The 26,989-nt window shown below is 41.1% G+C and carries 23 protein-coding genes and 1 pseudogene; 5 read left to right on the top strand and 19 right to left on the bottom strand.

What is annotated here, in order from left to right; translation table 11 throughout:
- Nucleotides 1-278 precede the first annotated feature (278 nt).
- Nucleotides 279-2,582, top strand: a complete 2,304-nt coding sequence (locus CWO08_RS21725) for a bifunctional diguanylate cyclase/phosphodiesterase (RefSeq protein ID WP_108021081.1) — start codon at nucleotides 279-281, stop codon at nucleotides 2,580-2,582.
- A 109-nt stretch (nucleotides 2,583-2,691) separates the two neighbouring features.
- Here CWO08_RS21725 and CWO08_RS21720 read toward each other — a convergent pair whose 3' ends face one another.
- From CWO08_RS21720 to CWO08_RS21710, 3 genes are read right to left on the bottom strand one after another with little or no spacing between them, the layout of a single operon-like run.
- A complete protein-coding gene (locus CWO08_RS21720; RefSeq protein WP_065676218.1) occupies nucleotides 2,692-3,852 on the bottom strand; it encodes a patatin-like phospholipase family protein in 1,161 nt (386 codons plus the stop codon).
- Nucleotides 3,852-4,862 (bottom strand): DUF2955 domain-containing protein, encoded by a 1,011-nt coding sequence (locus CWO08_RS21715; RefSeq protein ID WP_048659976.1) that lies wholly within the window; start codon nucleotides 4,860-4,862, stop codon nucleotides 3,852-3,854. Before CWO08_RS21715 ends, CWO08_RS21720 begins: the two co-directional genes overlap by 1 nt.
- 9 nt (nucleotides 4,863-4,871) lie before the next feature.
- Nucleotides 4,872-5,936, bottom strand: a complete 1,065-nt coding sequence (locus CWO08_RS21710; protein ID WP_102479584.1) for an HlyD family secretion protein — start codon at nucleotides 5,934-5,936, stop codon at nucleotides 4,872-4,874.
- 99 nt (nucleotides 5,937-6,035) lie between these two features.
- Between CWO08_RS21710 and CWO08_RS21705 the strand changes: the two genes are divergently transcribed.
- Entirely contained in the window at nucleotides 6,036-6,914 is an 879-nt protein-coding gene (locus tag CWO08_RS21705; protein WP_108021080.1) for a LysR family transcriptional regulator, read from the top strand.
- A gap of 166 nt (nucleotides 6,915-7,080) precedes the next feature.
- Here CWO08_RS21705 and CWO08_RS21700 read toward each other — a convergent pair whose 3' ends face one another.
- Genes CWO08_RS21700 through CWO08_RS21640 form a run of 13 tightly spaced genes read right to left on the bottom strand, consistent with a single transcriptional unit; the run spans nucleotide 7,081 to nucleotide 18,267 of the window.
- Entirely contained in the window at nucleotides 7,081-7,647 is a 567-nt protein-coding gene (locus tag CWO08_RS21700) for an OmpA family protein (RefSeq protein WP_048662558.1), read from the bottom strand.
- 1 nt (nucleotide 7,648) lies between these two features.
- Nucleotides 7,649-8,965: a TadE/TadG family type IV pilus assembly protein gene (locus CWO08_RS21695; protein ID WP_108021079.1), complete on the bottom strand. Its 1,317-nt coding sequence runs from the start codon at nucleotides 8,963-8,965 to the stop codon at nucleotides 7,649-7,651.
- A gap of 1 nt (nucleotide 8,966) precedes the next feature.
- On the bottom strand, nucleotides 8,967-9,551 hold the full coding sequence (gene tadF, locus CWO08_RS21690; protein ID WP_048659972.1) for a tight adherence pilus pseudopilin TadF: 585 nt from the start codon (nucleotides 9,549-9,551) through the stop codon (nucleotides 8,967-8,969).
- On the bottom strand, nucleotides 9,541-10,077 hold the full coding sequence (locus tag CWO08_RS21685; protein WP_102530266.1) for a TadE/TadG family type IV pilus assembly protein: 537 nt from the start codon (nucleotides 10,075-10,077) through the stop codon (nucleotides 9,541-9,543). Before CWO08_RS21685 ends, tadF begins: the two co-directional genes overlap by 11 nt.
- Nucleotides 10,074-11,204 (bottom strand): lipopolysaccharide assembly protein LapB, encoded by a 1,131-nt coding sequence (locus CWO08_RS21680; protein ID WP_170960959.1) that lies wholly within the window; start codon nucleotides 11,202-11,204, stop codon nucleotides 10,074-10,076. The genes CWO08_RS21685 and CWO08_RS21680 overlap by 4 nt, the downstream gene beginning before the upstream one ends.
- A complete protein-coding gene (locus tag CWO08_RS21675) occupies nucleotides 11,201-12,067 on the bottom strand; it encodes a type II secretion system F family protein (protein ID WP_055320178.1) in 867 nt (288 codons plus the stop codon). Before CWO08_RS21675 ends, CWO08_RS21680 begins: the two co-directional genes overlap by 4 nt.
- A complete protein-coding gene (locus CWO08_RS21670) occupies nucleotides 12,067-12,981 on the bottom strand; it encodes a type II secretion system F family protein (protein WP_048662555.1) in 915 nt (304 codons plus the stop codon). Before CWO08_RS21670 ends, CWO08_RS21675 begins: the two co-directional genes overlap by 1 nt.
- Nucleotides 12,978-14,243, bottom strand: a complete 1,266-nt coding sequence (locus tag CWO08_RS21665) for a CpaF family protein (RefSeq protein ID WP_048659968.1) — start codon at nucleotides 14,241-14,243, stop codon at nucleotides 12,978-12,980. Before CWO08_RS21665 ends, CWO08_RS21670 begins: the two co-directional genes overlap by 4 nt.
- Nucleotides 14,240-15,433 carry an AAA family ATPase gene (locus CWO08_RS21660; RefSeq protein ID WP_048662553.1) on the bottom strand — a complete coding sequence of 398 codons (1,194 nt, stop codon included), beginning with the start codon at nucleotides 15,431-15,433 and terminating at the stop codon, nucleotides 14,240-14,242. The genes CWO08_RS21665 and CWO08_RS21660 overlap by 4 nt, the downstream gene beginning before the upstream one ends.
- Nucleotides 15,434-15,435: 2 nt before the next feature.
- Nucleotides 15,436-15,897, bottom strand: coding sequence for a hypothetical protein (locus CWO08_RS21655; RefSeq protein WP_048662552.1), 462 nt, complete (start codon nucleotides 15,895-15,897; stop codon nucleotides 15,436-15,438).
- Nucleotides 15,897-17,222: a type II and III secretion system protein family protein gene (locus CWO08_RS21650; protein ID WP_055320180.1), complete on the bottom strand. Its 1,326-nt coding sequence runs from the start codon at nucleotides 17,220-17,222 to the stop codon at nucleotides 15,897-15,899. Before CWO08_RS21650 ends, CWO08_RS21655 begins: the two co-directional genes overlap by 1 nt.
- Before the next feature lies 1 nt (nucleotide 17,223).
- The gene (locus CWO08_RS21645) at nucleotides 17,224-18,000 is read right to left on the bottom strand and encodes a pilus assembly protein CpaB (RefSeq protein ID WP_048659964.1); all 777 of its coding nucleotides are present in this window, start codon (nucleotides 17,998-18,000) and stop codon (nucleotides 17,224-17,226) included.
- A gap of 54 nt (nucleotides 18,001-18,054) precedes the next feature.
- Nucleotides 18,055-18,267, bottom strand: a complete 213-nt coding sequence (locus tag CWO08_RS21640; protein WP_048659963.1) for a Flp family type IVb pilin — start codon at nucleotides 18,265-18,267, stop codon at nucleotides 18,055-18,057.
- A gap of 208 nt (nucleotides 18,268-18,475) precedes the next feature.
- On the opposite strand from CWO08_RS21640, the gene CWO08_RS21635 reads away from it, so the two are divergent.
- A complete protein-coding gene (locus tag CWO08_RS21635; protein ID WP_108021078.1) occupies nucleotides 18,476-18,934 on the top strand; it encodes a prepilin peptidase in 459 nt (152 codons plus the stop codon).
- Here CWO08_RS21635 and CWO08_RS21630 read toward each other — a convergent pair whose 3' ends face one another.
- The 3 genes from CWO08_RS21630 to CWO08_RS21620 form a co-directional block, all read right to left on the bottom strand.
- The gene (locus tag CWO08_RS21630; protein WP_108021077.1) at nucleotides 18,935-19,819 is read right to left on the bottom strand and encodes a LysR family transcriptional regulator; all 885 of its coding nucleotides are present in this window, start codon (nucleotides 19,817-19,819) and stop codon (nucleotides 18,935-18,937) included. It lies immediately after the preceding gene.
- Nucleotides 19,820-20,366: 547 nt separating this feature from the next.
- Entirely contained in the window at nucleotides 20,367-23,384 is a 3,018-nt protein-coding gene (locus CWO08_RS21625; RefSeq protein WP_108021076.1) for a M6 family metalloprotease domain-containing protein, read from the bottom strand.
- Nucleotides 23,385-23,673: 289 nt separating this feature from the next.
- Nucleotides 23,674-24,654, bottom strand: coding sequence for a sugar-binding transcriptional regulator (locus CWO08_RS21620; RefSeq protein ID WP_048659958.1), 981 nt, complete (start codon nucleotides 24,652-24,654; stop codon nucleotides 23,674-23,676).
- A 459-nt stretch (nucleotides 24,655-25,113) separates the two neighbouring features.
- On the opposite strand from CWO08_RS21620, the gene tal reads away from it, so the two are divergent.
- Nucleotides 25,114-26,064 (top strand): transaldolase, encoded by a 951-nt coding sequence (tal, locus tag CWO08_RS21615; RefSeq protein ID WP_102432957.1) that lies wholly within the window; start codon nucleotides 25,114-25,116, stop codon nucleotides 26,062-26,064.
- Between the two features lie 87 nt (nucleotides 26,065-26,151).
- Nucleotides 26,152-26,989 (top strand): annotated as a pseudogene (locus tag CWO08_RS21610) (transketolase); the annotation flags it as partial.

Below are 26,989 nucleotides of genomic sequence, written 5' to 3'. Positions count from 1 at the left end.
AATGCTACGTCGTTTGAAAACAAATCTGGATTTACTCGGTTGCTTTTAATCTATAGCGATTTATTGACCATAAACCGTGATTAATCTTGGGTAAATCATTATCAATGTGGTGAATAATAATATTTCACTCAAGAATCTCTGCTCGTAGTCGTTACACTATTTAATCATTGATACTGTCATCATTGATGTTTGTATCTTTCGTTGCACGAATCACGCTGACGACCCAATAGTTTGTCACTTGCACTCTGTTAAAAGTAGTAACCAACAAAAGGCATCTCATGGCTCTATTTAAGAAAAATATCTGGTCGCTGTACGCGTTGATCGTACTACTGACCCTGATACTTTTCGCCGCGTTGGGCGTAACTAAATGGCAAGCCAACAGAGATGACTTCACCCAACAACAACATATCCAAGTCGAGCTGTTTTCGAGCTCTGTAAGCTCACTATTGACCAGTCAAGAGGCACTGCTTGAAGTGGTTGGGCACCAACTCGCCCAGCAGTCTGACTTCACTCGTACTGCCTCCATTCAAATTCGACCAATACTGGATAAACTGCTAGATACTCACCCTGCGATTGCAGCGTTTGGGTTGTTGAACACCGACGGTGACTACCTCTCGATCAGCTCAAATCTCCAACTTGCGAATCAAAGGAACTTACTGCAATACGCGCCAACGAAAGACTCCTTTTTAGACGCCCTATCAAGCAGTAGCATGGTGCTTGGCCGTACCTATTTTCAAGAATCGTTGAATAGCTTGGTTATCCCGCTGAGAAAATCCATTTCGATCGATGGTAATAAAATCGATGCAGTAATGACCGCAGGGCTGCGGTTAGACGCCACGATCGTATTTGAAAATAATGCTCACGCCGGAAGTTTCAATACACTAAGCCTGATCAGAACAGACAGTTATCGCCAGTTTTATTCGAGTGATATCGAATCTGAGAGTGCATATTCCTCTCCAGTCGGCAAAGATGTCCTACAACGTATTGCACGGACCTTTACCGACCACTTCGGAATCAGCGTGCAAGAAGCGATGAATGGGCAAGAAACCTACTCTTTTGTCGTCGACGATGAACAATACCACTCTTTAATGAGCGCAAAATACATCCCAAACTACAAATTATGGGTAGTTGGACGTACGGTTCTAACTCACGTCGATAGCATATTTATACAAGAGTTCAGCATTCTTTTCGTTGCCTTTATTTTTCTTCAATTTGGTTTCTACTTTTTGGTTAAGTCGATTGCCAAGAATGAACAGCGCACTCGTAGCCAACTCATTTATCAGGCTAACCATGATCCATTAACCTCTCTACCAAACCGCTTGTACATGCGTAAAAATATTGGTAAATGGATTGAGGATGAGTCAGAGCAGTTCTCGCTGTTGTTTATTGATATCGATAACTTTAAATGTGTCAATGATACCCACGGACACGACTTCGGCGACAAGGTGCTCAAACAAATAGCTTTGCGTTTGATGCGATTCCGATCTCAACTCAGCCTCTTAGTACGTGAATCAAGCGATGAGTTTTTGTTCTTAACGCCATTGTCGAATGAAGCTGAGGTAAAACGACTCGCCAAGCGTATTATTGAAGTACTTTCTCAACCTTATGAAGTTGAAAGCGCTCAGTTTTTGTTAGGTTGCAGCATCGGCGTAGCTCGTTTCCCTGAACACGGGAAAGATCTAGACAGTTTATTACGTTCTGCCGATATTTCGATGTACAAAGCGAAACAACAGCAAAACTCATACAGTATTTTCACAACGGAAATGCAAGATGCGCACCTCTACAAAATGAAAGTAGAACAAAGGCTACGCATCGCTATCGAGAAACAAACGCTGTTCATGGTTTTTCAACCGCTAGTTCGTGCAAATGAAAGTATTCATGGTGTAGAAGCACTCGTTCGCTGGATTGATGACGAATTGGGTTTTGTACCGCCAGATGTCTTCATACCGGTTGCTGAGAACACAGGCTTAATGCAAAAACTGGGTACTTTTATTATTGAGTCCAGCATTATGCAGATCGCCCACTTGCACAGAACAACGGAACAAAAGATCGGGCTGTCGATCAACATATCAGTTCGTCAGTTTTCTCATCAATCTTTCTCTGAGCACCTGTTCGCGACACTAGAAAAGTATCAACTCTCTCCTAGCTGTTTAACGCTAGAAATTACAGAGAGCTTGTTCATTGAAGATGTAACTTTAGTGAAACCAACTTTTGAAGCCCTCAAAGAGAAGAATATAAAGATCTCTTTAGATGATTTCGGTACTGGCTATTCATCACTGAGTATGTTGAAAGCACTCCCTATCGATGAACTTAAGATCGACAAAAGCTTTATTGAAAATATTGCGGTGGATCAGCAATCATTAACTATGGTTCAAAACATCATCGCAATCGGCAAGAACTTTGGCATGGTGGTATTGGCTGAAGGCGTAGAATCAAACGAACACTTCGCGATTCTAAAGGCGTGTGGATGTGACTTAATGCAAGGCTATTACTTCTCTCGCCCTATTCCTTACGATGAGCTGTGTGAGTTTTTATCTCCAGCTTTAGCAAAGGAAGTCGAGCTGACAAAATCCGAAAGTTAACGAGTAGCGTCACGATTCAAACCTCTAGACATTGGCTGAATCAAGCAGATGGGGAAAGTAGATTTACATCTATGCTTCCCCAAAAACCATAGATGCATTTAAAGCTCACTCAATCTGGATTCGGTAAATTTTGGCTCCATAAGTCACTCTCTATCTTTTTTTGATATCCGTACGCAAACAACTTTTGCATATACTCTAGGCTAAACGAGTTAAGGTTATCTTTCGAAAAATCATCGTCTATGTAAGCAAGATGAAAGCCAATCTGATTTCGCTCACTGTAATTATAGATATGTTCTATATCACCAATACTTTGCCGGCGAATCAAAATCGATAAAGCACGGTAAGAGACTGACGCTAAACCATTTTCCACTTCTTCGAATTCTGGCTTCAGGAAACCATTACGTATGACGTAGATGTTCCTTTTTACGTCTCTTGACGTTGACGCCAAAGGTGTTTGAAAACCTTGAGGAATGAGAAACACTTGTCGTGACACGCCACCATCTACATGCAACTCATCTAGCGTTCCTCCTTCATAAGGCAACACAATTCGAGTCGCAGGGAACAGGCCTGGTACAGCACTACTCGCGATAATAATATCTTGAATCAAATACTGTGCTTCAGGCGTACCGATCTGCGCTATTTTTCCAATGTCCCAAATTGCCATTTTTTGATTATCTAAACTGGTTGTTGCTATCAGCAATAACCGCCCTTTACTTCTCTCAAGAGCAAGCTGATTAAGCATAGTGACATCGACAGCGTGACGCACTTTGCGTTCAAAGCCACTCACATCGACCATTGAGTTACGAAAAGGTAACTTAAAAATCGAGTTACGCTTAAACATCTCTTCAGCTGACGTTCTCGTATAGTAGTACTCTAGTGCTTGATCGTAATCACTTCCTAAAAAGGCAAACACCGACACAATTGCACCGGTTGAAACTCCCGTGACCACGTCGAACTCGGGTCGAGTACCGCTTTTGGTCCATGCATTCAAAACACCAGCAGAGAAAGCTCCATCAAACCCGCCCCCAGACAAAGCAAGATGATTCACCTGTCCAGACAGGTTACTGTGCTCAACTAATGAATCTATCGCGTTATCGATATCGTAGTTATCAGCAGAGTTGACAGACTCATCCCAAAATCTCAACCCAGGAGTATTAAGGGGATTTATCTGCTCAGACTTTAAGGAGATGTTTCGCTCAGGGGTTTGCGCGCACCCAGACGTGACGAGTATCAGTAACAGCGTAATAACTACCGCATAATGTGGCGTCATTATCGTTTCTCTTTCAAACTTGGGGAGTTATCTAACGCTTTATATTCAAGTATTTTTTGCATCAACAAAATAAATAAAGCGCTGACGACAACTGCAATAAAAATTGAACTAAACCTATATAAAATAGAAAAAATAGCGTCTTGCTCACTTGGGGTTAAAGCAGTTGTCAAAGGTACCGTTAATGAAGCCATCCCGGCAGAGGCAACGGCAGATTTTAATTTACCTTGTGTGTGCCAATAACAGAATGGCCCCATAGCAATTGTGAATAATAACCAATACAAAATTGCATTTTCGTACCATGGTCCAAGAATCAATTGCACAGCCAATCCTGTAATACAGCCCAGCGCTGTACCAATCACTCTCACTTTGGCCATTTGCACTGCACCTGAACAAGTTAAAGGTGCCAAAATTACAAGTATTGATGCGTATGCAGCCGATGAGTCATAAAGATCAACAACTTGAAATACGATAAAAGACAGCATCACGACAACCCAAATCACCATGATTTGCGTTGCATCGTACTGAATAGGCAGTGCTGTTTCTTCTGGCTGTTGGTTCTTGTCTGTCGCGTCCGGGAATAACCAATATGCCATAGAGCAGATAACAATATTCATAAAGCAATACACGCCAATCGTGATTGATATTTCTTCTATATCGATAAAGTCGTAACTACTTAGATGCAATAAAATAGATATCGCAATCAATCCCATATACCCGATAATAAAGGTTTGTTTTTTTGTCATCGCAATACATTTAAAGAGAAATACTCCCGCTACAGCGATCAACAAAGCAAAGGGATAACTTCCGAAAGCTCCCCATAGTAAATTAGCCTGAATTATTGACCAAAGTGCACTAGCCGCAATGATCAACAACAGAGGTAGGTTCAAGCTATCACTTAGGCTAAGTATAAAAAGGGGCAGCAGAATCGCCAAAAAGCCCAGTTCCCAGCCCATACTCATACTTATGGCTAAACCGAATGAACAACCAAACCATATTCGAAACGTCTTCATCGCGACCGCCTAATAGATGAAATGAAACCAGCTAACCAAACGGATACGCATCTTAGCGACAAACCCCCAAAAGCGATTATCGTTTGAGTACAAGGCTAACGTCGCTCTAGAACCAACAAATAGTGGGCTCGGCAACACACCGTCACTCTGTAGATTAATTCTTGTTCGTTGCGCATCGCGTACCCAACGGTTATTCCCTTCAATTTGAGTTAACGTACCGTTTGGGGTTTGGTGAGCGGAAGCAACACCTAAATCTCGGCTCGCGACGCGATAGTCAAATATCTGTCCGGGATGAGCATCAAACGTAACAAGCGCTCGATAGCTTTCTTGAACATGCGCCACAGACTTTTCTCTAAAATCAGCCGCGACCCACATAGAACCATCAGATATTAATGTAATCAACGGCATATTGGCTGTCGCCATTGCTCCAACTTCTAAACGTAGGTTAGTAACGACACCATCGCTTTGTGAACGTACTGTGGTATTCATTAAATCAAGCTGTGCTTGCTTAACTCTACTTTCAGCCAGCAATACATCAGTTGTTGGCTGACCCGCTTCTCCTAAACGAGCGACCAAAGTGCTAAGGTTATGCTTTTCAATCTCAAGTACCGAGCTTGCAACTTGGTACTGTTTAAAAACATTGTCTAGATATGATGCCGACACTGCTTGATTTTTGGCAAGCTCGGCAATTCGTAGATAGTCTGTTTGTGCATTTTTATAACTGGCTTCGGCCCTAGATATGCTCGCTATCGCCATCTTTTTCTGAGCATATAAAGAACGTTCTTGTTCTTTTGCCGCTTTCAATGACAACTCAGCTTGCTCCAGCGCTATTTGGTATCGACTCGAGTCCAGTTCGAATAGCACGTCGCCCTTTTCAACCACCTCATTGTTCTCAACGAATACTCGTATGACTCGACTTGTCACCTCTGGCGCTATCTGCACAACTTGTCCATAAACACGTCCTTCTGTTGTGAAAGGAGCTCGACGATCCGCGATAATTAAATACACAAATAAGACAACAAATACGCTACCCAAAATTTTCATAGTGCGCTTAAATACTTGCTTTTGCTTCATGCTACATCCTAACCGAAAAGATTTTTGTGCAATTATAGTCATAATAAAATCTATCTGGTATGCTCATAAAGAGCCCACACTTGAGCTAAAAATAGGACAATGAAAGCAAGTTTTGACGATATCAGACTATTTTCCCAAGTCGTACTTCATGGAGGGATCAGTGCTGCAGCTAAGGCAAATAATATGCAGCGCTCAAAGGTCAGCCGCCACTTAAAAGCGTTAGAATCCTCTCTAGGTACAGAGCTCTTGATTCGTACCACACGGAATATTGAACTAACTGGGGCTGGGAAACACTTGTACGAATTGGTGGCTAAGCAGGTTTATCACATTGAGCAGGGAGTCGAAGCGTTGCAGGAAAGTCAGCGGGATTTCAATGGCCTATTGCGCCTAGCCATTCCGTCAGCTTTGATGAGTTCTAGTATTTTTAATTCCACTATCGAAGACTATTCAGCACAGTTTCCCAATGTGCAAATCGAAATTGAAAATTACCAAGATTCCGTGGACTTAAAGCGCCAGGGGCTTGACCTACAGATACTGCCTAATACCGTCGAGATCATCGACGATAGTTATGTTCAGTTTAGCTTGCTACATTATGGCTCAAGGCTCATCGCGACCAAACAGTACCTTGATAGTCATCCCTTCTGCGAAAGCTTAAATGACTTAAAGCTCCATCGTATTTTGTCCAATAGATACAGCGCTGACTTTCTTGATAAGTCCATTCAAATCCATTTAAAGTCCGACGATCTAAACCTTTTACTCAAGTTAGCGTTACAACACCAAGGGATTGCCTTTCTTCCAGATATCTATCTAACGCGATCAGGGGATGAATCCAACCTAGTACATGTTTTGCCAGAGGTTGTTTTCCCTAAATTAAGTTTGACCATGATCTACCCTTCCGCGAATTCGTTATCGAAAAAAACTCGCTCATTTATCGACCTGTTCAAGCTAAATTTGGAGCAAAGTATGGCGGTAAAGTAGTAATTACCACAGCTGAAAAGTCAGGTTATTGAAAACATCCTAGTTCAGATCTTAATAGAGAAAAGGGAGCCCAAACTGGCTCCCTTTTTTACTCTGTAAATGATTTACACACCACTTAACAGAGCGGCCCAAAAAATAAAAATACAGACAACGACAACAAAGCCCATTACGACTTAACTGTTATCACAACTCGTCGATTGCAACCTGTTGCCTTGTTATCCACAACCTTACAAATGGGTGCGCTTTCGCCATACGCATATTCAACGATGCGACTTCCTTGGTGAAGATCTTTCTTTAAGTAGCTCGCCACTTGTCCGGCACGGCGAGATGACAGGGCTTTATTGTAGCCTTTACTGCCTACACTATCTGCGTGACCCTCTATATAAATCTTGGACTTATCACTGACTAAGCTAAGGTACTGACCTAATACTTGCTTATGGCTTTCATCCAATTGGTACACATTAGTTGGGTAATTAAGCACCAGGGATTGCGTCGCTTTATCATAGAAACACACATCATCTTGTGCTCCGATTTGAATCACTTCACTCTCTCTATTGATCACCTCATTTTGAGGTTTCTCATTTAGCTCTACCAGCTTCCCAGTCACTTGTGTCGTAACAGTATGAGAAGACACCAACATTTTAGAAGTGACGTATTCGCCAACATCACCCAAGCAGTTTGCATAGCCCAATGGAGACATTAGCATCGTAGATAAAATCACTAGGTATCTCATGTTAATCCTTTAGTTTTCCGGTTTCTTCATTAATCAAATTCAAAATGTACTTGTATACATCTTCGCCATCTTTAGCGTGATAGATGTTCTTCTTACCAAAGCAATCTCCAAAGCCATCGGTTTCTGCCACTTTATAATTAATACCAATGACGCCCATCGTGACTTTCGTTTTCTCGGCTTCAGTTGGGGCATTACTTTGAAAGCGGTTTCGTTTCGCTGAAATGGTTGAGCGCAGCTTTTTACATAACCCCTGATCCACCAATTTCTGTAGATAAGTCTCGTCGTTGTCGCTACCATCGGATAACACAATAAACACTTGTTCAGGGTTAAGGTTGGTCGCCTTATTGGCTTCTTGCGCAGCGGCAATGATCCCGTTCCAAGAAGAGGTGCCTCCACCAGCTTTCAACTGAGCGCTCATCAACTGAGCTCGAAAGTTGTCATAGTCTTCAGTCAGTGGAATATCATAAAACTTGTAGTCATCATCAAAATCATTATTTCGCTTATAAAGTCTCTCTACTTGATATCTACTCATTCCATACGATGGTTCAATGATCTCATTATACAAAGTTGGTTTATCAAACATTCGTCTAACCGTTGTCGCAGGAGAGTTCCGAGCGTAATCATAAGCATATTTCTTTCGCCATGAAGCACGATAACCATAAGCATTAAGTCTTACTATCTCATCAGATTGTTTTACATGGAGCGGGTTGTACCCGAGCAAAGCAACTCGACTCTTTTCTTCCGTATTAAACTCCTCAATGTCATCTACGACTCGTTTAATAGTCTCTTTCACGACATCGAGTTTTATTTTGCCGTTCTTCCACGAGTAACCCATAGAGCCACTAAAGTCACCGATAAAGTAGACATCAACAGGCTGAGGAAGATACTTGCGCGTAACTGCTCGCCCACTCACCGAAAACTCAGGCTTTAAGTTCATCTCTTCGTACGCGATCCAAGACGTATATTTGGCAGTCGCACTTACCACAAAGTCGCTAAACGGAGCAAGTTCACCGCTGGCTTGGACGCAGCCGTCTTTGTACTCACACTTACTGGTATACACAGCAACATCAACATCATCCGTGTTGTCAACAACGTATCTATCGACCAAATAGCGTGCATACTTTACGTTCTTTTCTTCGTCCTCTTTAGGGCTCGCAATAAGTGCCAAACTGGCAACCTCTGCGGCTTCTAATAACCTTGTATGTGCTAGCATCTGTTGAGACATCTGCATCGAAAATGCCATAAAAATAACCATCATAGGCAATAGACCAACGAACAAAATACCTGCGACACCTTGGTTTCTCTTTATCGACTTCACCTTAAACCCTCGCAAATGAATAAGATGTACTTACAAGCCGAAAAACCTCTCCGTTGGCGATCCCAATCAAATTAGTTGGGATTTCATAACAAAGAGACACCTGATACATAGGTAATCTGCGGCCTCGTGATGTGATAGGAAGTATTTCTATCGCTTTTTCTTTGGTGATATCGCTCATGTCTGGAAAGTCACATCCGTGTATGCTCCCTTTGGTCAGAGTCTTTTGAACCCTTCGGTAATTCACTTTCCCTCCAGATAAAGCCGTTTCTTCAAGTCTTATCTCGTCAATACGCATCCCAAATTTGGTTTTATCAAAGTTTGGAATCATTCGTTTCATCGAAGCAGAAGCAATCACAAACGCGTTGTGTTCTGTTTTTCGACAGTCACCCGCACAAATATCCATGTCGGCATTAAACAATTGTTTTCGTTCAGCAAAGATGGTGGTCAATGAATAAGAAGCTCTGTCGAGTTGACCCTTTTTATTGATGGCTAGCATATGGTTAACGACAACAACAAAGATCCCTGACGCAAAGACCAAAACCATCGCCAACTCAACAGCAAATGCACCTTTTTGTTTAACTTGCACAACCCGCTCCCTGACCAATTTTGAATGAACATCTTTCATATTCTTGAATAGTGATAATTTCACGCTTGATAGGCATATCTGGGAACCATATCGATACAATCGGATCATAGGTGTATTCCAAAGCGTAAACAGCTAATGCCATGTCTTCCGGTTCATCTTTCTTATCTGGGCATTTATCAGCGGAAGCGTAAGTATCCGCGCATTTCAAAAATCCTTCGTAGTCTCGAAAGTAATTAACATGAATAACAACACTCCCCTCTTTAACTACGTTGCTCCATAAAGAGCCTCCCGCTTTGTTCAACTCATCTTTAATCATTTGCCCATAGTTAATGGATTGGCTACTACTCGAGTCACCCGCTTTTTTAGTTCGCATCACTGCCGTCGTTAATGCGTGATCAGTCATACTCATGGAGAACGTCAGAATACAGAGCTCAACCCATCCAAAAACAATAGCCAGAAAGATCGGTATCCCCATCGCGACTTCAACCGTCAATGACCCATTTTGCTTGCGATTGAATGACCTCATAAACGGACATACCTTTTCTTGGTGTAATCAACGACAAATGCCCCTTTTATATCAATGCTATCTAAGAAAGCTTTGGCTTCGTCTAAGTCATTGAAATCACCGATGCAATAGCGCTTCCACAAACCATGTGTATACGAATAGACAGAGCCATAGTTTGTTTTTAGATAATTCAGAAAGTCCGAAGGAATCGCAGTGTACGTCGCTAATACTTGCACTCGATAAATAGGTTTTGCATTGGGTTTCAACTTTCTAGGGTCGAGTACAGAACCATCCACACTGTGTTTAGATGTTTGAAACTCTGCAGTCGAATCCAATTTACTGACTCGCGATGTCGGTGCTACAAAACTCCCAGAGTGAGCTTGGGAACCTATAAGCTGCTGTTCCATCTCTATCGTTGACTGTGTCATGGTCTTCTTCCCTTTGCTTTTAGATATTGACCTCACTAATGCAGATAGCTGTTTGTGAGCTTGCTCATCGCTATTCGAATGTTTCAGAACTTCCAATGCGATATCCGGTCGCTGCGACTTAACCGAAGAGAGAATTAAGTTAGAACTCACTCTCTGGTCATTCGGATTTGAAAGATAAAGGTCATATAAAATGTCTGTCGCGCCCAAATAATCAGACTGCATTATTTTAACAACAGCAATATTGTTACCAGCCTCTCTGTCTGAAGCTCCTTGTTTGCGGCTTTCCTCGAAATGCTCAATTGCTTCAGAAAATCGTTTTTGCTGAGCTAATATTTTTCCGGTTAGAAGTTGGTACTCATACTCGGCTCCACCTTCATATCTATACTTGTCTAACTCATGTAATGCGCGCTCAAAGTTCTTTTTCTGATAGTAAATTCGAGCACTGGTTAAAATATATTCTGGCTCATCAAGATCACTGTCACTGTAGGTATTCCTATATAGCTCGGCCGATTTAATATCTTTTAGATCTAAATACAAGTTAACAAGTTTGACTTTATATACAGGGTCGGATTGTATGTTTGCCTTATAAAACTCAATGAGCTTCTGCGAATCCCCCGATCCAATAAGCAATTGCTCTTTAGTATCAAGTTGGTTATTAACGGCTGTACAACCAGAAAATAGAATCATAGCAATAACGACCAATACAAATTTTCTTATCACATCAACATCCTTAAAATACCTGGGGCCGCAATGAGAACAACAATCGGAACCATGATAAAAGCGATCAATGGAATAGACATTTTTGCCCCCATCTTTCCAATCCGTTCTTCCAAGTCCATCATATTAAGCTCTCGAATATCCGTCGCTAGCGTAGCCAACACAGGACCAACAGATGAGCCAAACTGTAAGCTCTGTACCATGGTCATCACAAAGCTCTGCGATTCACTAGTAGGCACAAGCTCATAAAACTCCTCTAATGCCTTCTCTAATCCAACTAAGCGCGACCGCTCTACTGTGACTCTGACAACATGAGCAAGGTTACTGTCTACCGAGTGAAGTTCTTTGGCCAGATACTCCAAACTAGACTCGATTGTCATGCCGGTGTGAACACATACATTCATAAGGTCGAGTAAAAAAGGCAACCTTGAACTGATGTGCTTAATATTGGCTTTACCTCGAGTCGACACATAGGAATCTGGCGCGATGACAAACGCCAACAAAGCCCCCAGTAAATATAACAGAGCGAATATCACCTCTGTTTCTCCGTTATAAAAGTCGAAGCCGATTAATATTAAGCAAATACTAAAAGGGATGATTTTTAATAAATAATAGGCATCCGCAAGGAAATCACTATAAAAGCCTGCTGCGACTAACTTTCGTTTTGTTTCGTCTTTATTGAAACTAATTCGAGATAAAAGAGCCTTGAATAAATCCGTTCTTTTTTTCTCTTCGCGTGTTGAGCCAATTATTTTACGAGTTTCTATATTTGCTCTCGTGTTATCCCAGAAACGCAAGCAATAGGTTGCTAACACCATCGATATAACGAATATCACGCCCCAAATTAAAACCGTTTTAAATCCCATTAATTGACACCTCGCAGGATCAGCCAAATGCAAAAGAAACCTAATAACTCACTCATTAAAACGTAATAAAAAATCGGCTGCCCTGCTTCCTCAAACATAACGAAGCTATAATTCTCCGGGCTAGTAAACTTTAGAATGATCAAGAATATAACTGGTAAACAAGCAATAATTTTTGCAGAAGCACGCGCTTCAGAGGTCAATGCATTTTTCTTTTTCTCAACTGCTCTAGAGTCAAACATAAGCCGGTTAATCTTGTTGATGACATCTTTGAGCTGACCACCTCGAGCTAAGTTGATTCGTATCGTCGAGGCAAAGAAAAAGTACTCTAAGTAAGGAAACGTATTGCTACTGCGTTCAAGCACGTCATCAGGGTCTTCACCAATAAGCAAACGTTCGGCCATGAACTTGAACTCTTTGCCTACTTCATTATCAAGCTGCTTACCTACATACTCGAACGCATGAATGATACTTTGGCCTGATGAAATGGCTCCGCTCAAGATATTCAAAGCATCCGGAAAGTTTGTTTTAAAACGATCCATTTGCCGTTGCTTTAGCTTGTTGTAAAAAACGAAGAACAAAATAGGCTCAACAATAATTAAACAAATTAGGTAATCCTGACGTAAGAAAAACTCGTTAATGGCATAAACCGCTGATGCAGATACACTAATAAATAGAATCAGCTTCAAAGACATATTGGGCTGGAAGACCTTTATTATCTTCTTGTAACTTTTCCTAAGCCTGGCCTTATAGCTCTCTTCAAACTGCTGCGAATCGATAACCGAGCGAACGCCTTTTACCCCTTCGAATTCAGCTTCCATTTCAATCAAACTACTCAGTTTTTTGTCTTGGCGAGAGCGATGGATAAGGAAGTAAACTAACAAAGCACTCCATGACGCGATCAGGATTAAGGTCATGTAAAGATCTCCCTTACCGCTTGTTCTAAACCAAAGAATTTTGCGCGTTCATAAATGACAGAACGAGTGGATAAGCCGGGCGTTCGGAACTCTCCTTCCATCTTGCCATCTTTGAAATTGGAACTAGCTTCGTAACGGAAAATGTCCTCCATCACCACACTATCCCCTTCCATACCGATAATCTCAGAGATGTACATCACCTTACGGCTACCATCATGGAGACGCTTTACCTGAACGATAAGGTCCACTGCGCTGACGATAGTTCTGCGTATTGCAGATATCGGCAGGCTAGCGGTAGCCATCATCACCATACTCTCTGTACGAGCAATCGCATCTCGTGGTGTATTGGCGTGCAATGTGGACATCGACCCGTCGTGGCCCGTGTTCATCGCTTGAAGCATCTCGAAGGCCTCTCCTCCACGACACTCACCAACAATGATTCTGTCAGGGCGCATACGAAGTGCGTTAATCACAAGGTCTCGAGCGGTAATCTCTCCCGTCCCTTCAACACTTGCTTGTCGCGTTTCCAGTCTCACAATGTGAGGTTTTTGAAGCTGCAATTCGGCTGCATCCTCAATAGTAACGATGCGTTCCGTTTCACCAATAAACCCAGATAATGCATTGAGTAGCGTTGTCTTGCCTGAACCCGTACCACCTGATATCAATATGTTGCATTTACAATGGCTCGCAATGGACAAAAGCTTAGCCATCTCAACTGACATAGCACCAAACTCTGCGAGGTTCTCAAGCTTAATTTTCTGCTCTTTGAACTTACGAATAGAGATAGAAGTACCGTCGATTGCAAGTGGAGGAATCACGATGTTGACACGGCTGCCATCCATCAAACGAGCATCACAAAGCGGCTTAGACTCATCGATACGACGACCCACATTTGAAGCGATTCGCTTAGCAATAGTGTTGAGCTGTTTCTCGTTCACAAATTGAATCGGAGACTGTTCAACTTTGCCATTGATTTCAATGAATATATCCGATGGCCCGTTGATCATAATATCCGATATATCATCGTTATCGACTAATGCCTGAAGTGGCCCTAAGCCTTTCAACTCATCGAGTAATGCTTTGACTAAGTCGACACGTTTCAATGAGCTCACTTGCAATTGCTTCTTATCAATAAGAATATTGACTGAGTCTTTAAGCTGCTCTTCTAGCTCTTGATTGCTTATTTCAACAAGTGTCGCTGCGTCCAACGCATCGAAGATTTCATCCCGAAGTTGGATGTAGATTTCTTTTAATTGATTCATTTTCTAAACAAACTGAAGCGTGATTTGGTTTTAATTTTCTTGCCTGTTAACGTGGCAACCATGCTCAAAACGGCCGTCGATGACTTAGACTTAAGCAACTCATTAATCCCCTGCTGAACCACTGTCTTTTCTAATGACGGCTCATACATGAAATCAATGCTATCTTTGGCTTTGATCCGCTCTTTCGCACTTGCAAGTGTCACCATGAAATCCTTCGCGGGCCTATTCAGGTTGAAAATAATCTGGTGTTCAGATTTGCCGATCTTCTTTTTCAGCGAGTTATATGAACGCAATGAAGAGACCGAAGGTTCGCAAACAATAAAGATACGGTGATACTTATCTGATAACTCCTGATCGTGCATCTCTTCGTAGCAAGACAGCGGCGCTGAATCGATAATAAAGTTATATTTATCAATCAGTTGATTAGAGAGGTTGTACAACGTAGAGGCGTGATCAGAAAGACAAGCGACATTCTTCTCGAGAACCAAATAATCTAGCTTCTCTTTAACACCATGCACATAGGTTCTTGCTATCGCACTGTCGATATCGATCTGATTTAAATCAATGCTGTTGTGCTTGGCTTTCAAGCCTTTTACACCAATATAAATATCGCTGTTTATCGCTCCGGAATCATGATCCACTAGCAGTGTCTTTAAATTCGCTTGCTCTGCTAAGGAGTGCGCTAAAACGGAACTTATGCAAGACACACCAATTCCACCTTTGGTCCCTAAAACCAATATACGTTTAGCAACGCGCGTTTTTTTTACAGCACTTTCTCCCTCTTGCGTCGTTTTAATTGCCGCCAGTAACGCATCTAGTTCTGGATCCCACAACACATAAGTCGCACCTAAAGCATGCACTTGATTACGCAGCTTTATAGAGTCGACGTCACATAGGACGAGCAAAGATATATTCACGTCTAAACGAATCGAAATCTCGGAGACTTGCTCGATAACATTAGAAGCACTTCGAAGATCGAGTACAACATGGTTAAGCTTGATGTTTGACTGATTCCAAACACCATCCAAATCAATATCAGTGACTTCAAGCGGTTTTGGAAATCCTTCAATCGCATATAAATCATTGATCGATTCAGTTAAGGCGCTATCGTCTGAAACGATCAGATCGGTAGCCTCAACTGTCGACTTCATTTTCGAAGACGAGTTACGAAATAAGATATCCAAGTCCATAGTTATTTCGCCTTCTTAATTGGGTTAACCAAGCTAATGTTTCGGTTATGCTCAACACTACAACCAAATTGATAATCTTCGCGTTGCGAGAACACCATCACTCCACAATCACTGCTTTTAATTCGGACATATCGACCTATGATCAGGATATTTTTCTCTTGGTCATTATCAGCAAGCTCCACTTTATATCGGTCTTTCGCAATAGACTCTGATTTGAATCTATCGCGTAACTTAGCGACAAATTCACTCACATCAGGCTTATACTTAACGTAGAACGTTGCTTTCGGCTCTCTCGCATTGAGTTCTCGGATAAAAGCCACAGAGCGAGACATTGAATCTTCACCATTCGCCATATCAAATTCAAAACGCTCTTCTAATTGCTCAATCACACTAGAGTTGGATGTATCAACGTGGGTACAAGCAGAAGTAATCAAAGCGATTAAAGTAATAACGATCCATCTCATTAGTTGAACCCTCCTTGGTTTATCGTGTTTTCAAGCTCCGGCTCATCGAGATCTGAGAGATCTATTCTTAGCAATCGTTCTAGATCACTTGTGCGTCTAAAACTTGGCAACTTGACTTGCTCTTGCTCGACTGGATCAACCAGATTAACGGTCGCAACTATGATCAATTCAGTTTTAGAGCGGTTTGTGGAAGTGTGACTAAAAAGAGCACCTAAGATTGGGATATCCCCCAAAATTGGAATCTTGGTTAACGATTCACGCTCTTCTGATGTTAAAAGCCCCGCTAGTACAAAACTTTGACCGTCTTTTAAGTGAACCGTCGTTTGAGCTCGTCGAGTTCTCAAAGAAGGGACCGAGATTAAACCCGTCGTTGTTTTGTTCGATTCATCAATAGAGCTGACTTCAGGTATCAAGGTTAAGCGGATGTTTTCCGTGTCAGTAACCTTGGCTACCATGGCTAACTTAACGCCGTATTCTTTGTAAGAAATAGTAATTCCGTCTTCGTCTCGTACCGCAATTGGGATCTCACCACCGGCAAGGAAACTGGCTTGTTCACCCGAAATAACAGAAAGGTTGGGTTCTGCCAATACGCGACCGATTTTGTCATCACCACTTGCAGAGATAACAGAAACAATGTCTTGAGCCGTAAAATCAAGGAGCTTATTAACAAAAGTACCTGGCTCGCCACTATCACTGTATGTCACACCCAGTTCGGTTAGAAAAGAACTTGAAACTTCTGCAACCGTTAGCTTTACATTTATCTGTTCAGTGGTGAGAACTTTTAAATTATTAATGACTTGGTCGTAGTTGTACTGTGCCGTGTACTCCAGCTCATCTAAAGCCTCACCGTCTGCATCCCTTAGTTCATAAGCTGCACGGCGACGATCTTTCTTCAGCATTTCCCCGACGAGTCGATTAATCTTTTGTTTGATCTCTTCACTACCGACAATACCATCCAACACGACTTGATCTCCGACATTGGAAACCACAACATTTTCATCAGGAAATCGAGCAATTAACGTTTGCTTAAGTAGTCGCAAGCTTTGATTAACGACTAATTCAGCATTGTAAATTTCGTTTCCACCTCGATCATAAACGATCACTGAAGTCGTGCCCTGGCCAACACCGTAAACCACAACCTTATTTTCATCGATAATTTTGTAGTCAGCTATTTCTTGATTCGCAACAAATACCGTTGATATCTGTCGCTTCAAATTAATCGTTTTCGCAGCGCCTTGATCCAAGTTCATTAATTCTGATGCGAGTAATGGGCATGAAAGAATCCCCCACAATAGCAAGGCTATATTTTTGTTCTTTAAAGTCATGTTATTCCTTACCACGTAATTCTCTAACACCGAACTGAGTTTCTAAAAGATCACTGCTGCGAATAGATAAATAGCGATTCTCGATTTCAGATGGAATGATATTCACATCACCGATTTTTTGAGCCATTTCGAGTTTCAAAACACTGCGCATATTTAATGCAATAACTAAACTGTATTTTTTGTCTTCGGCATCTTCTGAATCAGTATCTTCGCTGCCTTTTATTACCTGCAGCACGCGAGCTCCACTAATAATCACTCGGCTAACGAGATCACCGATATCACCATACCCATTCTCAACTAGATTCGATTTTGAAGAGGTTGTGGAAACAAAGCTCACTTTGTCACCAGGGGTAAGCGTTGCGGTTTGTACCACTCCGATACCGGTAACTTCATAAAAATAAGGTAATTCACCGTCATTTAATGACAAGTACATATAATCTCGGTCTCCAGGGTTGGAGATCATATCTTGTGTTAAGTATGTGCCTTCGGAGATGTCTTCTTTAAATAGAGCGCCAGGTTCAACAATAAGATCGTCTTCTAACGTGTAGTAGGAGCCATCTAAGTCAGATATATGGACAAATTTCTTGTCATAGAAATTAGGTGTTAACGGTTGGGAACGTTTAATCGCTTTCTGAGTAACTAAAATACTGACTTTAGGTTCTTCTTTTTGCTGTACTTCCTGTGGTTCTTCATCAGCTGAAATATAGTTAACATTGATATAAATCAATGTAGAAAAAATAGAAAAAGCAACAAGAAGGAGAATGATAATTCTGTTCATATTAAGCCTAAAATAGGGGCCTAAGCCCCTTAATATATGATTCTTAGTGGCTAATTATTTGCCTGTAGTAGCTGTGGTCAAGTTGGTTGTCACCTTAGTCAACGCACCAGTGATAGCATTTTTAAGTGCATCAGTTTGAAACGCGGCAAGTACTAGAGCTGACATTACAACAGCAATAATTGCATATTCCACGGCAGTAACTCCGCGAATATCATCTTCGAACTTCATTTTTAGTTCAGCCAGTTTTGCTAAAGTTTGGTAGTACATAGTAATCCTCTAAAAGTATATCGACCTTGGGTCTAATTGAAATTTCGAAATAAAGTCTACTCGATATAAAAATATACATCCAATTAATAGTTATTATGAACGCATAACATAAACTTATCTTGCCAATATAAGCCATTCTTATATTGGTATAAGAATAAGAAATCCAATTTATGTTGATATAGCTAATACTTGTCTATACTCTATATTTATGAATATAGATTTATTAATTTACTCCACCTTAATTTCTGTAAATTTCTCAATATTACTTTTTGTATGTTTTTTTGACGGGAAGTATAGAAAAATACCAAACAACCTCAATAAAATAGCTTTAGCATTTAGTATTTTCGTCGCGTTATATAACGGCTATCTAATGTCATCATTACCCACAGCAGCATTGTGCTTCATAGTATTTTTTATACTCTGGTATCTTGGAGTAATTGGGGCTGGGGATGTGAAGTTACTTTTTGCATTAATCATTGGCATACAACCAGAACTGGTTACAATGACATTGATTTTTATAGGGTTTCTCGGTGGTTTCTTAGTTTCCATTATGTACGTAATAGGAAAAATGGCGGGGTTTGATAGCTATAAAAAAGGCATCCCTTACGGGATGCCTATTGCTCTAAGTTGTTTCATTTTTAGCACTGTATCAATATTATCAAACTAATTACATAATACTATTTTTCAGCTCAGGCGTCGAAATGTCACTAATTTGAAATAGTTGCTGAATCTTATCTTTAATACCTAACGTCTCTAACTCTTGTGAAATTTCGTCACTACACCAAACATACATGTTCACTTTTTGACGTAACGGTATTGTCTTACAATTATTATTACATACAGCCCACTCAGGAAAAATTAGAATAGTACCATTTGTATCCAATTCATTTTTTAGGAACTGACATGAGCTTGTTTTTACCCAACTGGTCACATGTGAAGAATCAATATTATAGTCGTTAAGTAGCTCTTGGACATAAGACTTGGGTAGAGAGCTACAAAATACAACCCTCTGTGGATAACACTCATGTGAGTCAAGAGAATTTGAATGTGCGATAACGTAATTAACCGTCTTTAGTTGATAGGACTTTCCATTCTCCTGTGAAATCCGGTCCATCGTGAATATTAAATCATAACGAGAAGAGTCCAATAGAGAAGAATTCGTAAAACTGTTTATGGACAAATCTATATTGTTCAACATTCTAAATTCATTGATTACACGCTCAACCATATCGAAACAAAATGATTCGGCAATCGCTATATTGAATTGATCTCTTAATTCTACCTTTTCCAGATCTTCAAACAACTTTTCGTACATAGACATTGTTTGGTCTGCATAATCGAGTAATACTTTTCCATGTTTAGTGAGTAAAAATCCTTCTTTTCTATCGAAAATACTTGCCCCGATTGTACTTTCTATTTTTTTAATATGCTGAGATACCGCAGGCTGTGTCATAAATAAAGACTCAGCGGCCGCAGTAAAACTTTTGTGCTTAGCAACGTGTGAAAATGTTCTTAAATATTTGACGTCGATAGATCTGTTGACGTTTTTCATGGTGCAAACTACCCCGATGTTGCGTTCTTTTATTAATTATTCTTATTAAAAATCAGCGTAAAAGTAACAATAGTGTCATACAGATACAAAAAAACATTATTTATATACTCATAAATAATGTTTATATGCACCTATACAAATAAATACATTTATCGTGACCAACAACTGATTCACAAATCCCTATGTGCTTTTACAAACAACATATTTTGTGTGCCATTCTCGTACCAAAGTCCTTACACAACACCTTTCCTGGGCAAATGACAGTCAACACAATTATAACCAAAACCTATGCATCCACCACCTTTTGATTACCGAAAATCGTTGAAATTTATGTAAATATTCATCGTTTATAATGCTAAAGCTCGAAAGTCACTCAATTGAACCATTGTCCATTTTTGTGATCAATGTTGCACTCAAATGAAACTAAGCACCTATTAATGCAAGTCCAGAATCAGAAATGCGACAAATCATTCCATTTTTGCGCTGACTCACGTTTGTAGGCGAATAAAAAAGAGCTAAAAATATAGCTCTTTCATTTCACTTTATTCTATCGGCGCTGTCGTAACCGAAGGAGCAAGCACAACATAAGAATCAGAGGCAGTGAGGAGCTTCCTCCTGACGAGTCGCTCTGAGTTAATGTTACAGCAGATTCATTTGAAATATTCGGTAACACCTCGATGTCAAACGAACCTATCCACTCGCCTCCATCGGCAGATAAAACTCTATATTTAATAGTGTCATATAAAGCTAACTTACGTTGAGCAGGTGCATTATAAATAATCTTACTATCTACAATTTTTGCAATACCGTTACGTGGAGAGTCCAATATATATAATGTGTAAACATCCTCATTAATATTAGGGATTAGATCGATTTCATCTCCATATTTTACTTGTAGCGATTTAGTGCCTAATAATGATGCTTGCTTTCTTCGCACATCAACCACTACAAACTGCTTTGCATAACCTCCTAATGAATCTTGCACTAGAACGACAAACCTATATTGCTCCCCTTCAGCAGCATCACTAGGGATTGTTACTTTAAGTACTTTAGATTGTGAATCACTCAGCGACAGCCTTGGACCTTGAACTTGAGACCACGTTATTTGATGCTCTGAAGAATCAACATCTGTAATATTAGTGACCTTAAATATCAACGTTTCACCAGGCTCAGACTTGGCATTTGATCTATCGAGCGTTAACTCGGGAGCATCATTCACTGATTTAATATCAACGTCTACACGCGCAAAGTCCGTCTCCTCTCCTCGCCCATCTACCAGACGATACGTAAAGCTGTCACGACCAAACTGATCAGCTAAAGGGTAATATGTCTCACCTTTTATCACGCCTTTTGTTGGCTTCTGCCCGATTTCAATTGAATAATTATTTGGCTTAGGTAAGTTGATATCATTCGCTAGTAGGTTAAGCAGAAAAGGAATGTCTTCATCGGTAGAAATCTTATCGTCGACAGCAATAGGTTTGGCTGTAGTTGGTAATTCAAAAAGCAGTGCAAAAGGGAAGTTCTGTCCAAACCCGCGCCCCAAGCCTTGCGTTTTATAATCAGAAATCGTACCTGAAAATTGCTTTTTTCTTTGTCCATCTCCTAAATATGCGTCCAAAAACTGAGTAGAGTATTCCGGAGTACCATTTTCAATCTCTAACACAATCAACTTTGAGCCCAAGCCAAGCTTGATCTTCTCATCAAAAATGACTTGTCCACCGTCTTGCTGAGCGACGCCTCGGTGTAACAATCGAGCTACGCTCTCATCAATAACTGCATTGCCAAATCTAGATTGGTATGGGTATTCGACTAGACGATAAAACATCGGCATTGCGACACTCGTTGCCTTCGCGTAAAAATGTATTCCTGCAATATTTTGGTTTCCTTTGACAACATCTATAGGGAAGCCGAGAACATTAATATTTGCGTTATAACGTGGGTAGGTTCTTCCGAAAGAAGTGACCCAAGACGATTTGTTGTTTGAATTTGGAACCAAAAGAGAGAAACTCGCTTTGGCATCATCGCTAGAAATGTTAGTTATTGTGATATCTGTTTTTCTGCCAGCAGTAATCGCTGTTAAGGAAGGTTCTGAATCATCCGAGAGGTTGGTAACCGAATCTCTACCAGGAAAGACATCACCAGCATCTCCAGAAGAGAAACCGCTTTCTAGTAACCCCTCTCCATCGGCTTGGAATACCTGCACTTGCATCGGACCTGAACTGTTGAATTGATTATCGATATTCACAGCTGTAATCAACAAACCTTCGCCACGAAGCGCTTGGTCATAATTGTTTTTGCGTCTGTTTTCAACGTAAGCACGCGGCCCAAATTGCTTAAGGTAAGGATCAAGATGAATAACTCCTTCGCCCTTTATAGTGTCTATTTCGATACGACCGTTATTGGAGAGTACTTTCGGCTTTAAAAATCCGGATGCCTCTTTACTCCACGCCAACATATTAACCGGTGTTTCTCCGGCATATTGATCACTGGGTTTACTCCCCCAGCTCCCGCCTCCCATTAAACCCCAATGCCCAATAGAACCATCATGCTTATAAGAATATAAATCCGGTAGCCCTAACATCAGATGCCCAAGCTCGTGGGTAATAACCCCCATGGTCGATTGATGATCATCCTGATAATCTGCGAAGAGGCAATATGCGCTAATGCGCTTTCCATCTATCTCGACAGTTCTGTGGGCAAACTTATGCGGCCAAATCGTAGGCGTTTTTTGTGTACCACTTGACTTGTCATTACCCGCAAAGACGAACATGACGGACAGTTCCTGAGGAGCAATACTATCGTCATTGTTGTAGTCGTATTGAGAAAGATTAAAGTCAACATCTAATGCTTCATAAGCTTTTTTGAACACATTATTGAGTTTACTTTGGCAGTTACTTTCAGATTTGGAATGACAATTAGGATGTTCTATGTCCAACGTGACATTAATAACACCGTCGTTTTTAGTCCCTTCACTTTCTTTCGCTGGAACAACTTTATAATTCCCGTAACTATTTTTAAGAAAGTAATCTTGAACACTTTGCTGATTTTCACCAAATATCGTCGACTGAAAATCATTCTCTATCTGTTCGTCTGAAAAACTAACTTGTACAACCAGCAGAGCCTGCTCAGTGATATTTTTAGTCGAAGTGCTATATAATGATGATCGTTGCCTTTGTCTCGGAGTAAATCTTTTGTGGTTTGCAGCCGGTGAGTCAAAAGATTCATTGACGTGTATTGAATCGATTTTTAAATTTTTGATGTTTGATTCAATTGGTACCTCAGCACCACTCGAAGCCAGTACGCCCGTTGAAATAACCGTTCCTACTCCGTTATCACTAATTACATATTTAGCAAAATACCATTGATTATCTGGATCCTGAACATACAGGTGTCCATCATGGTCTTGGTACCAAAACATATGTTGTGACCCCATTAATCGCAGCTCTTTTGTACTGCCATCAATAAAAGTCATCATGTGCCAAGTTGGCGCAGGTAAAGTGGTCGCTTGTACAGAAAAGACAGCAATGACTGCCGTCATAAATGTACAAATTAATTTTATCCTCATTATAAAAGTCTCGTTGGGCGAATAATCTTGAAATAGATAATTCGTTTATTAAATGAAACGAGACTTTATCAATGGTGAATTATATTAACCAATTAACTTTCCGACTAAACCTATAAATATTATTTATGGTTAATTTGGTTATAAATAAATTTTATAACCAAATAAAATTACATTTAAAATTATTAGTATAATTTAAAATATTAGCATTCTACTCACAGGTTAATTGATAGTTTAGTTAGATAGGATTTTTATTTAATTAGGAAGGCAAATAAAAATAGCTCATTTACACCTATTTCATCTGCTCATCTAAGTTAAGTACCGTCAAAGCATTGCTTACACTAGTCGCAATCACGTCAACCACACCTGTTCTTAGTGCACCTAAGAGAGCTAATGGCTTACTGTTCTCTGCTGCGATAGCAATAACTTCCGCTATTGGGCGAAACTCCTCTAAGCCTAAGCCTATGACTCGATCACTCATTACTGTGTTTGCTGCTTTGCCGTGTACATCAAAAAAGTCATAACCCGCGAAGTCACCTACGACACCTTGTAATAAGCGAGACTGAACAACTTCACCCGCAGTAAACCAACCTAAGTCGACCATATAACTGTTTTCACTCATATCACCAATACCGACCAAAGCAACGTCTGCTTTTCTGGCTAGATCGAGTGTTTGCTTAACGGTACTGTTTTCCATGAATGCGGTTTTTTGTGCTTTGTTTTCTGCATAAGCGGGCGCATACAAGGTCTCAGACGAGCCGCCGTATTTTTTGGCTAACTGCCTACATATATGGTCGGCATTAAACATACCGCCTCTTGGGTGAATACCGCCGATACCACACACGAACTTACAATCACGAGGAGTAATTACACCAGTATGGTGAGCAACAGAAGATACGTTACGACCTTGGCCTACTGTCACCACCATGCCGTTTTTCAGTGTACTGGTTAGGTAGTTAGACACTAAACCTGCAACTTGAAGTCGCTGCTTCTCTTCGTTCGGTTGATCTAGTGCCACGAGCGCACGTTTCACACCAAAGCGCTCAATCAAGCGTTGTTCTATCTTGGCACTGAATACTGGATGGTACTTCACGGTGATCTCAACAATACCCTCGTCTCGGGCTTGTTTGAGCATTCGACCAACCTTTGCACGAGAGATAGAGTACTTTTTGGAGATCTCTTCTTGTGTCGCGCCATCCTGATAATAAGCTACCGCCACTTCAGTGAGGAGATCAGTGTTTTCTTCGGAAACATCTTGGATATTCTTACTCATATACCACGCAACCTATATTTAACAATTATTTTACCTGCTTTGAGAACAAATGTTCGATGCATCAGCAAGTGATACACAAGTTTACACCGTGAACATATGTAACAACAAGGAACATTTGTTCACAGTGATAGCCTTGGTTTTATTGTTGATTAATTCACCTCTCCATGCCCGTTAAACGTTTGCCTGCATACCCCATGATTACTAGAGCGAAATATATTTGACTGAAGTCACCATACAGGACTATTTACCGTTGACTTTGGTGCTAGATCGGATAAATATGGCTACATCATTTACTCATCGAACGATCAAATGTTCTGTGCAAATGTTCGTTCGGAGAAAAATTTAAATTAATGTAAGTTTGGCTCACTGGTACAACCATTGAGAACTTCATTAGTTAGCTTGCAAATGCCCACACCTCTCCCATTAATGAGGTGTTATGCGATACATAGGATGATCAAAATGAGCAATAAATTAGAGCAACTTCGTAAACTAACAACTGTTGTAGCTGACACTGGCGATATCGAAGCTATCAGCAAGTACACTCCTGAAGATGCAACAACTAACCCATCTCTAATTCTTAAAGCTGCTCAAATTGCTGAGTACGCACCTCTAATCGATGCTTCTATCGAATACGCTAAAGCGCAAAGCGATGACAAAGCACAGCAAGTTCAAGACACTTGCGACATGCTTAACGTAAACATCGGTAAAGAAATCCTGAAAGTTGTACCTGGCCGTATCTCTACAGAAGTAGATGCTCGTCTTTCTTACGACATGGAAGGCAGTGTTGCTAAAGCTCGTCAACTTATCAAAATGTACAACGACGCTGGCATCACTAATGACCGCATCCTTATCAAACTGGCTTCTACTTGGGAAGGCATCCGCGCAGCTGAAATCTTAGAGAAAGAAGGCATCAACTGTAACCTAACGCTTCTATTCTCTTTCGCTCAAGCTCGTGCTTGTGCTGAAGCTGGCGTATTCCTAATCTCTCCTTTCGTAGGTCGCATCATGGACTGGTACAAAGCGAAAGAAGGTCGTGATTTCCAAGCTTCAGAAGATCCAGGTGTAATCTCTGTTTCAGATATCTACAACTACTACAAAGACCACGGTTACAAGACTGTTGTTATGGGCGCAAGCTTCCGTAACATCGGCGAGATCCTTGAACTTGCTGGTTGTGACCGTCTAACTATCGCACCTCAACTTCTAGCAGACCTAGAAGCAGCAGAAGGCGAAGTAGTAGAGAAGCTAATCGACTCTAACGGTACTAAAGAGCGTCCAGCCGCGATGACTCACGCTGAGTTCCTATGGGATCACAACCAAGATGCAATGGCTGTTGAGAAGTTAGCTGAAGGCATCCGCAACTTCGCCGTTGACCAAGGCAAACTAGAAGACATGATCGCAGCTAAGCTGTAATCACTCTTACCAATTACAAATAGGGGAACGTTCAGTTCCCCTACTTTTATCAATTTTGTTTTTCTTAATTTTTATTCGGAAGTTCTTATGAATCGCAAACATCTAGCTAACGCTATTCGTGCTCTAAGCATGGACGGCGTACAACAAGCAAACTCTGGTCACCCAGGCGCACCTATGGGTATGGCTGACATCGCTGAAGTACTTTGGCGTTCTCACCTAAACCACAACCCAGCAAACCCAGAGTGGGCAGACCGCGACCGTTTTATCCTGTCTAACGGCCACGGCTCTATGCTGATTTACTCTCTGCTTCACCTTGCAGGTTACGAGCTTTCAATTGAAGATCTTAAGAACTTCCGCCAACTGCACTCTAAGACTCCAGGTCACCCAGAGTACGGTTACGCACCAGGTATCGAAACAACGACTGGTCCTCTAGGTCAAGGCATCACTAACGCTGTTGGTATGGCTATGGCAGAGAAAGCGCTAGCGGCACAGTTCAACAAAGAAGGCCACGACATCGTAGACCACTACACTTATGCATTCATGGGTGATGGCTGTCTGATGGAAGGTATCTCTCACGAAGCATGTTCTCTAGCGGGTACGCTAGGTCTTGGTAAGCTAGTTGCTTTCTGGGATGACAACGGTATCTCTATCGATGGTGAAGTGGAAGGTTGGTTCTCTGACGATACACCTAAGCGTTTCGAAGCTTACGGCTGGCACGTAATCCCATCAGTAGATGGCCACGACTCTGACGTTATCAACGCAGCGATTGAAGCAGCTAAAGCAGACCCTCGCCCTACTCTAATCTGTACTAAAACAGTGATTGGCTTTGGTTCTCCAAACAAAGCAGGTACGCACGACTGTCACGGTGCACCATTAGGCGCTGAAGAAATTGCAGCAACACGTAAAGAATTAGGTTGGGAGCACG

Origin of the sequence: Vibrio sp. 10N.286.48.B8 (genome assembly GCF_003050085.1) — a bacterium.
Classification (GTDB): Bacteria; Pseudomonadota; Gammaproteobacteria; order Enterobacterales; family Vibrionaceae; genus Vibrio; species Vibrio crassostreae.
Note: the sequence above shows the minus strand (reverse complement) of the source record. Positions and strands in the feature narration are given on the sequence as shown.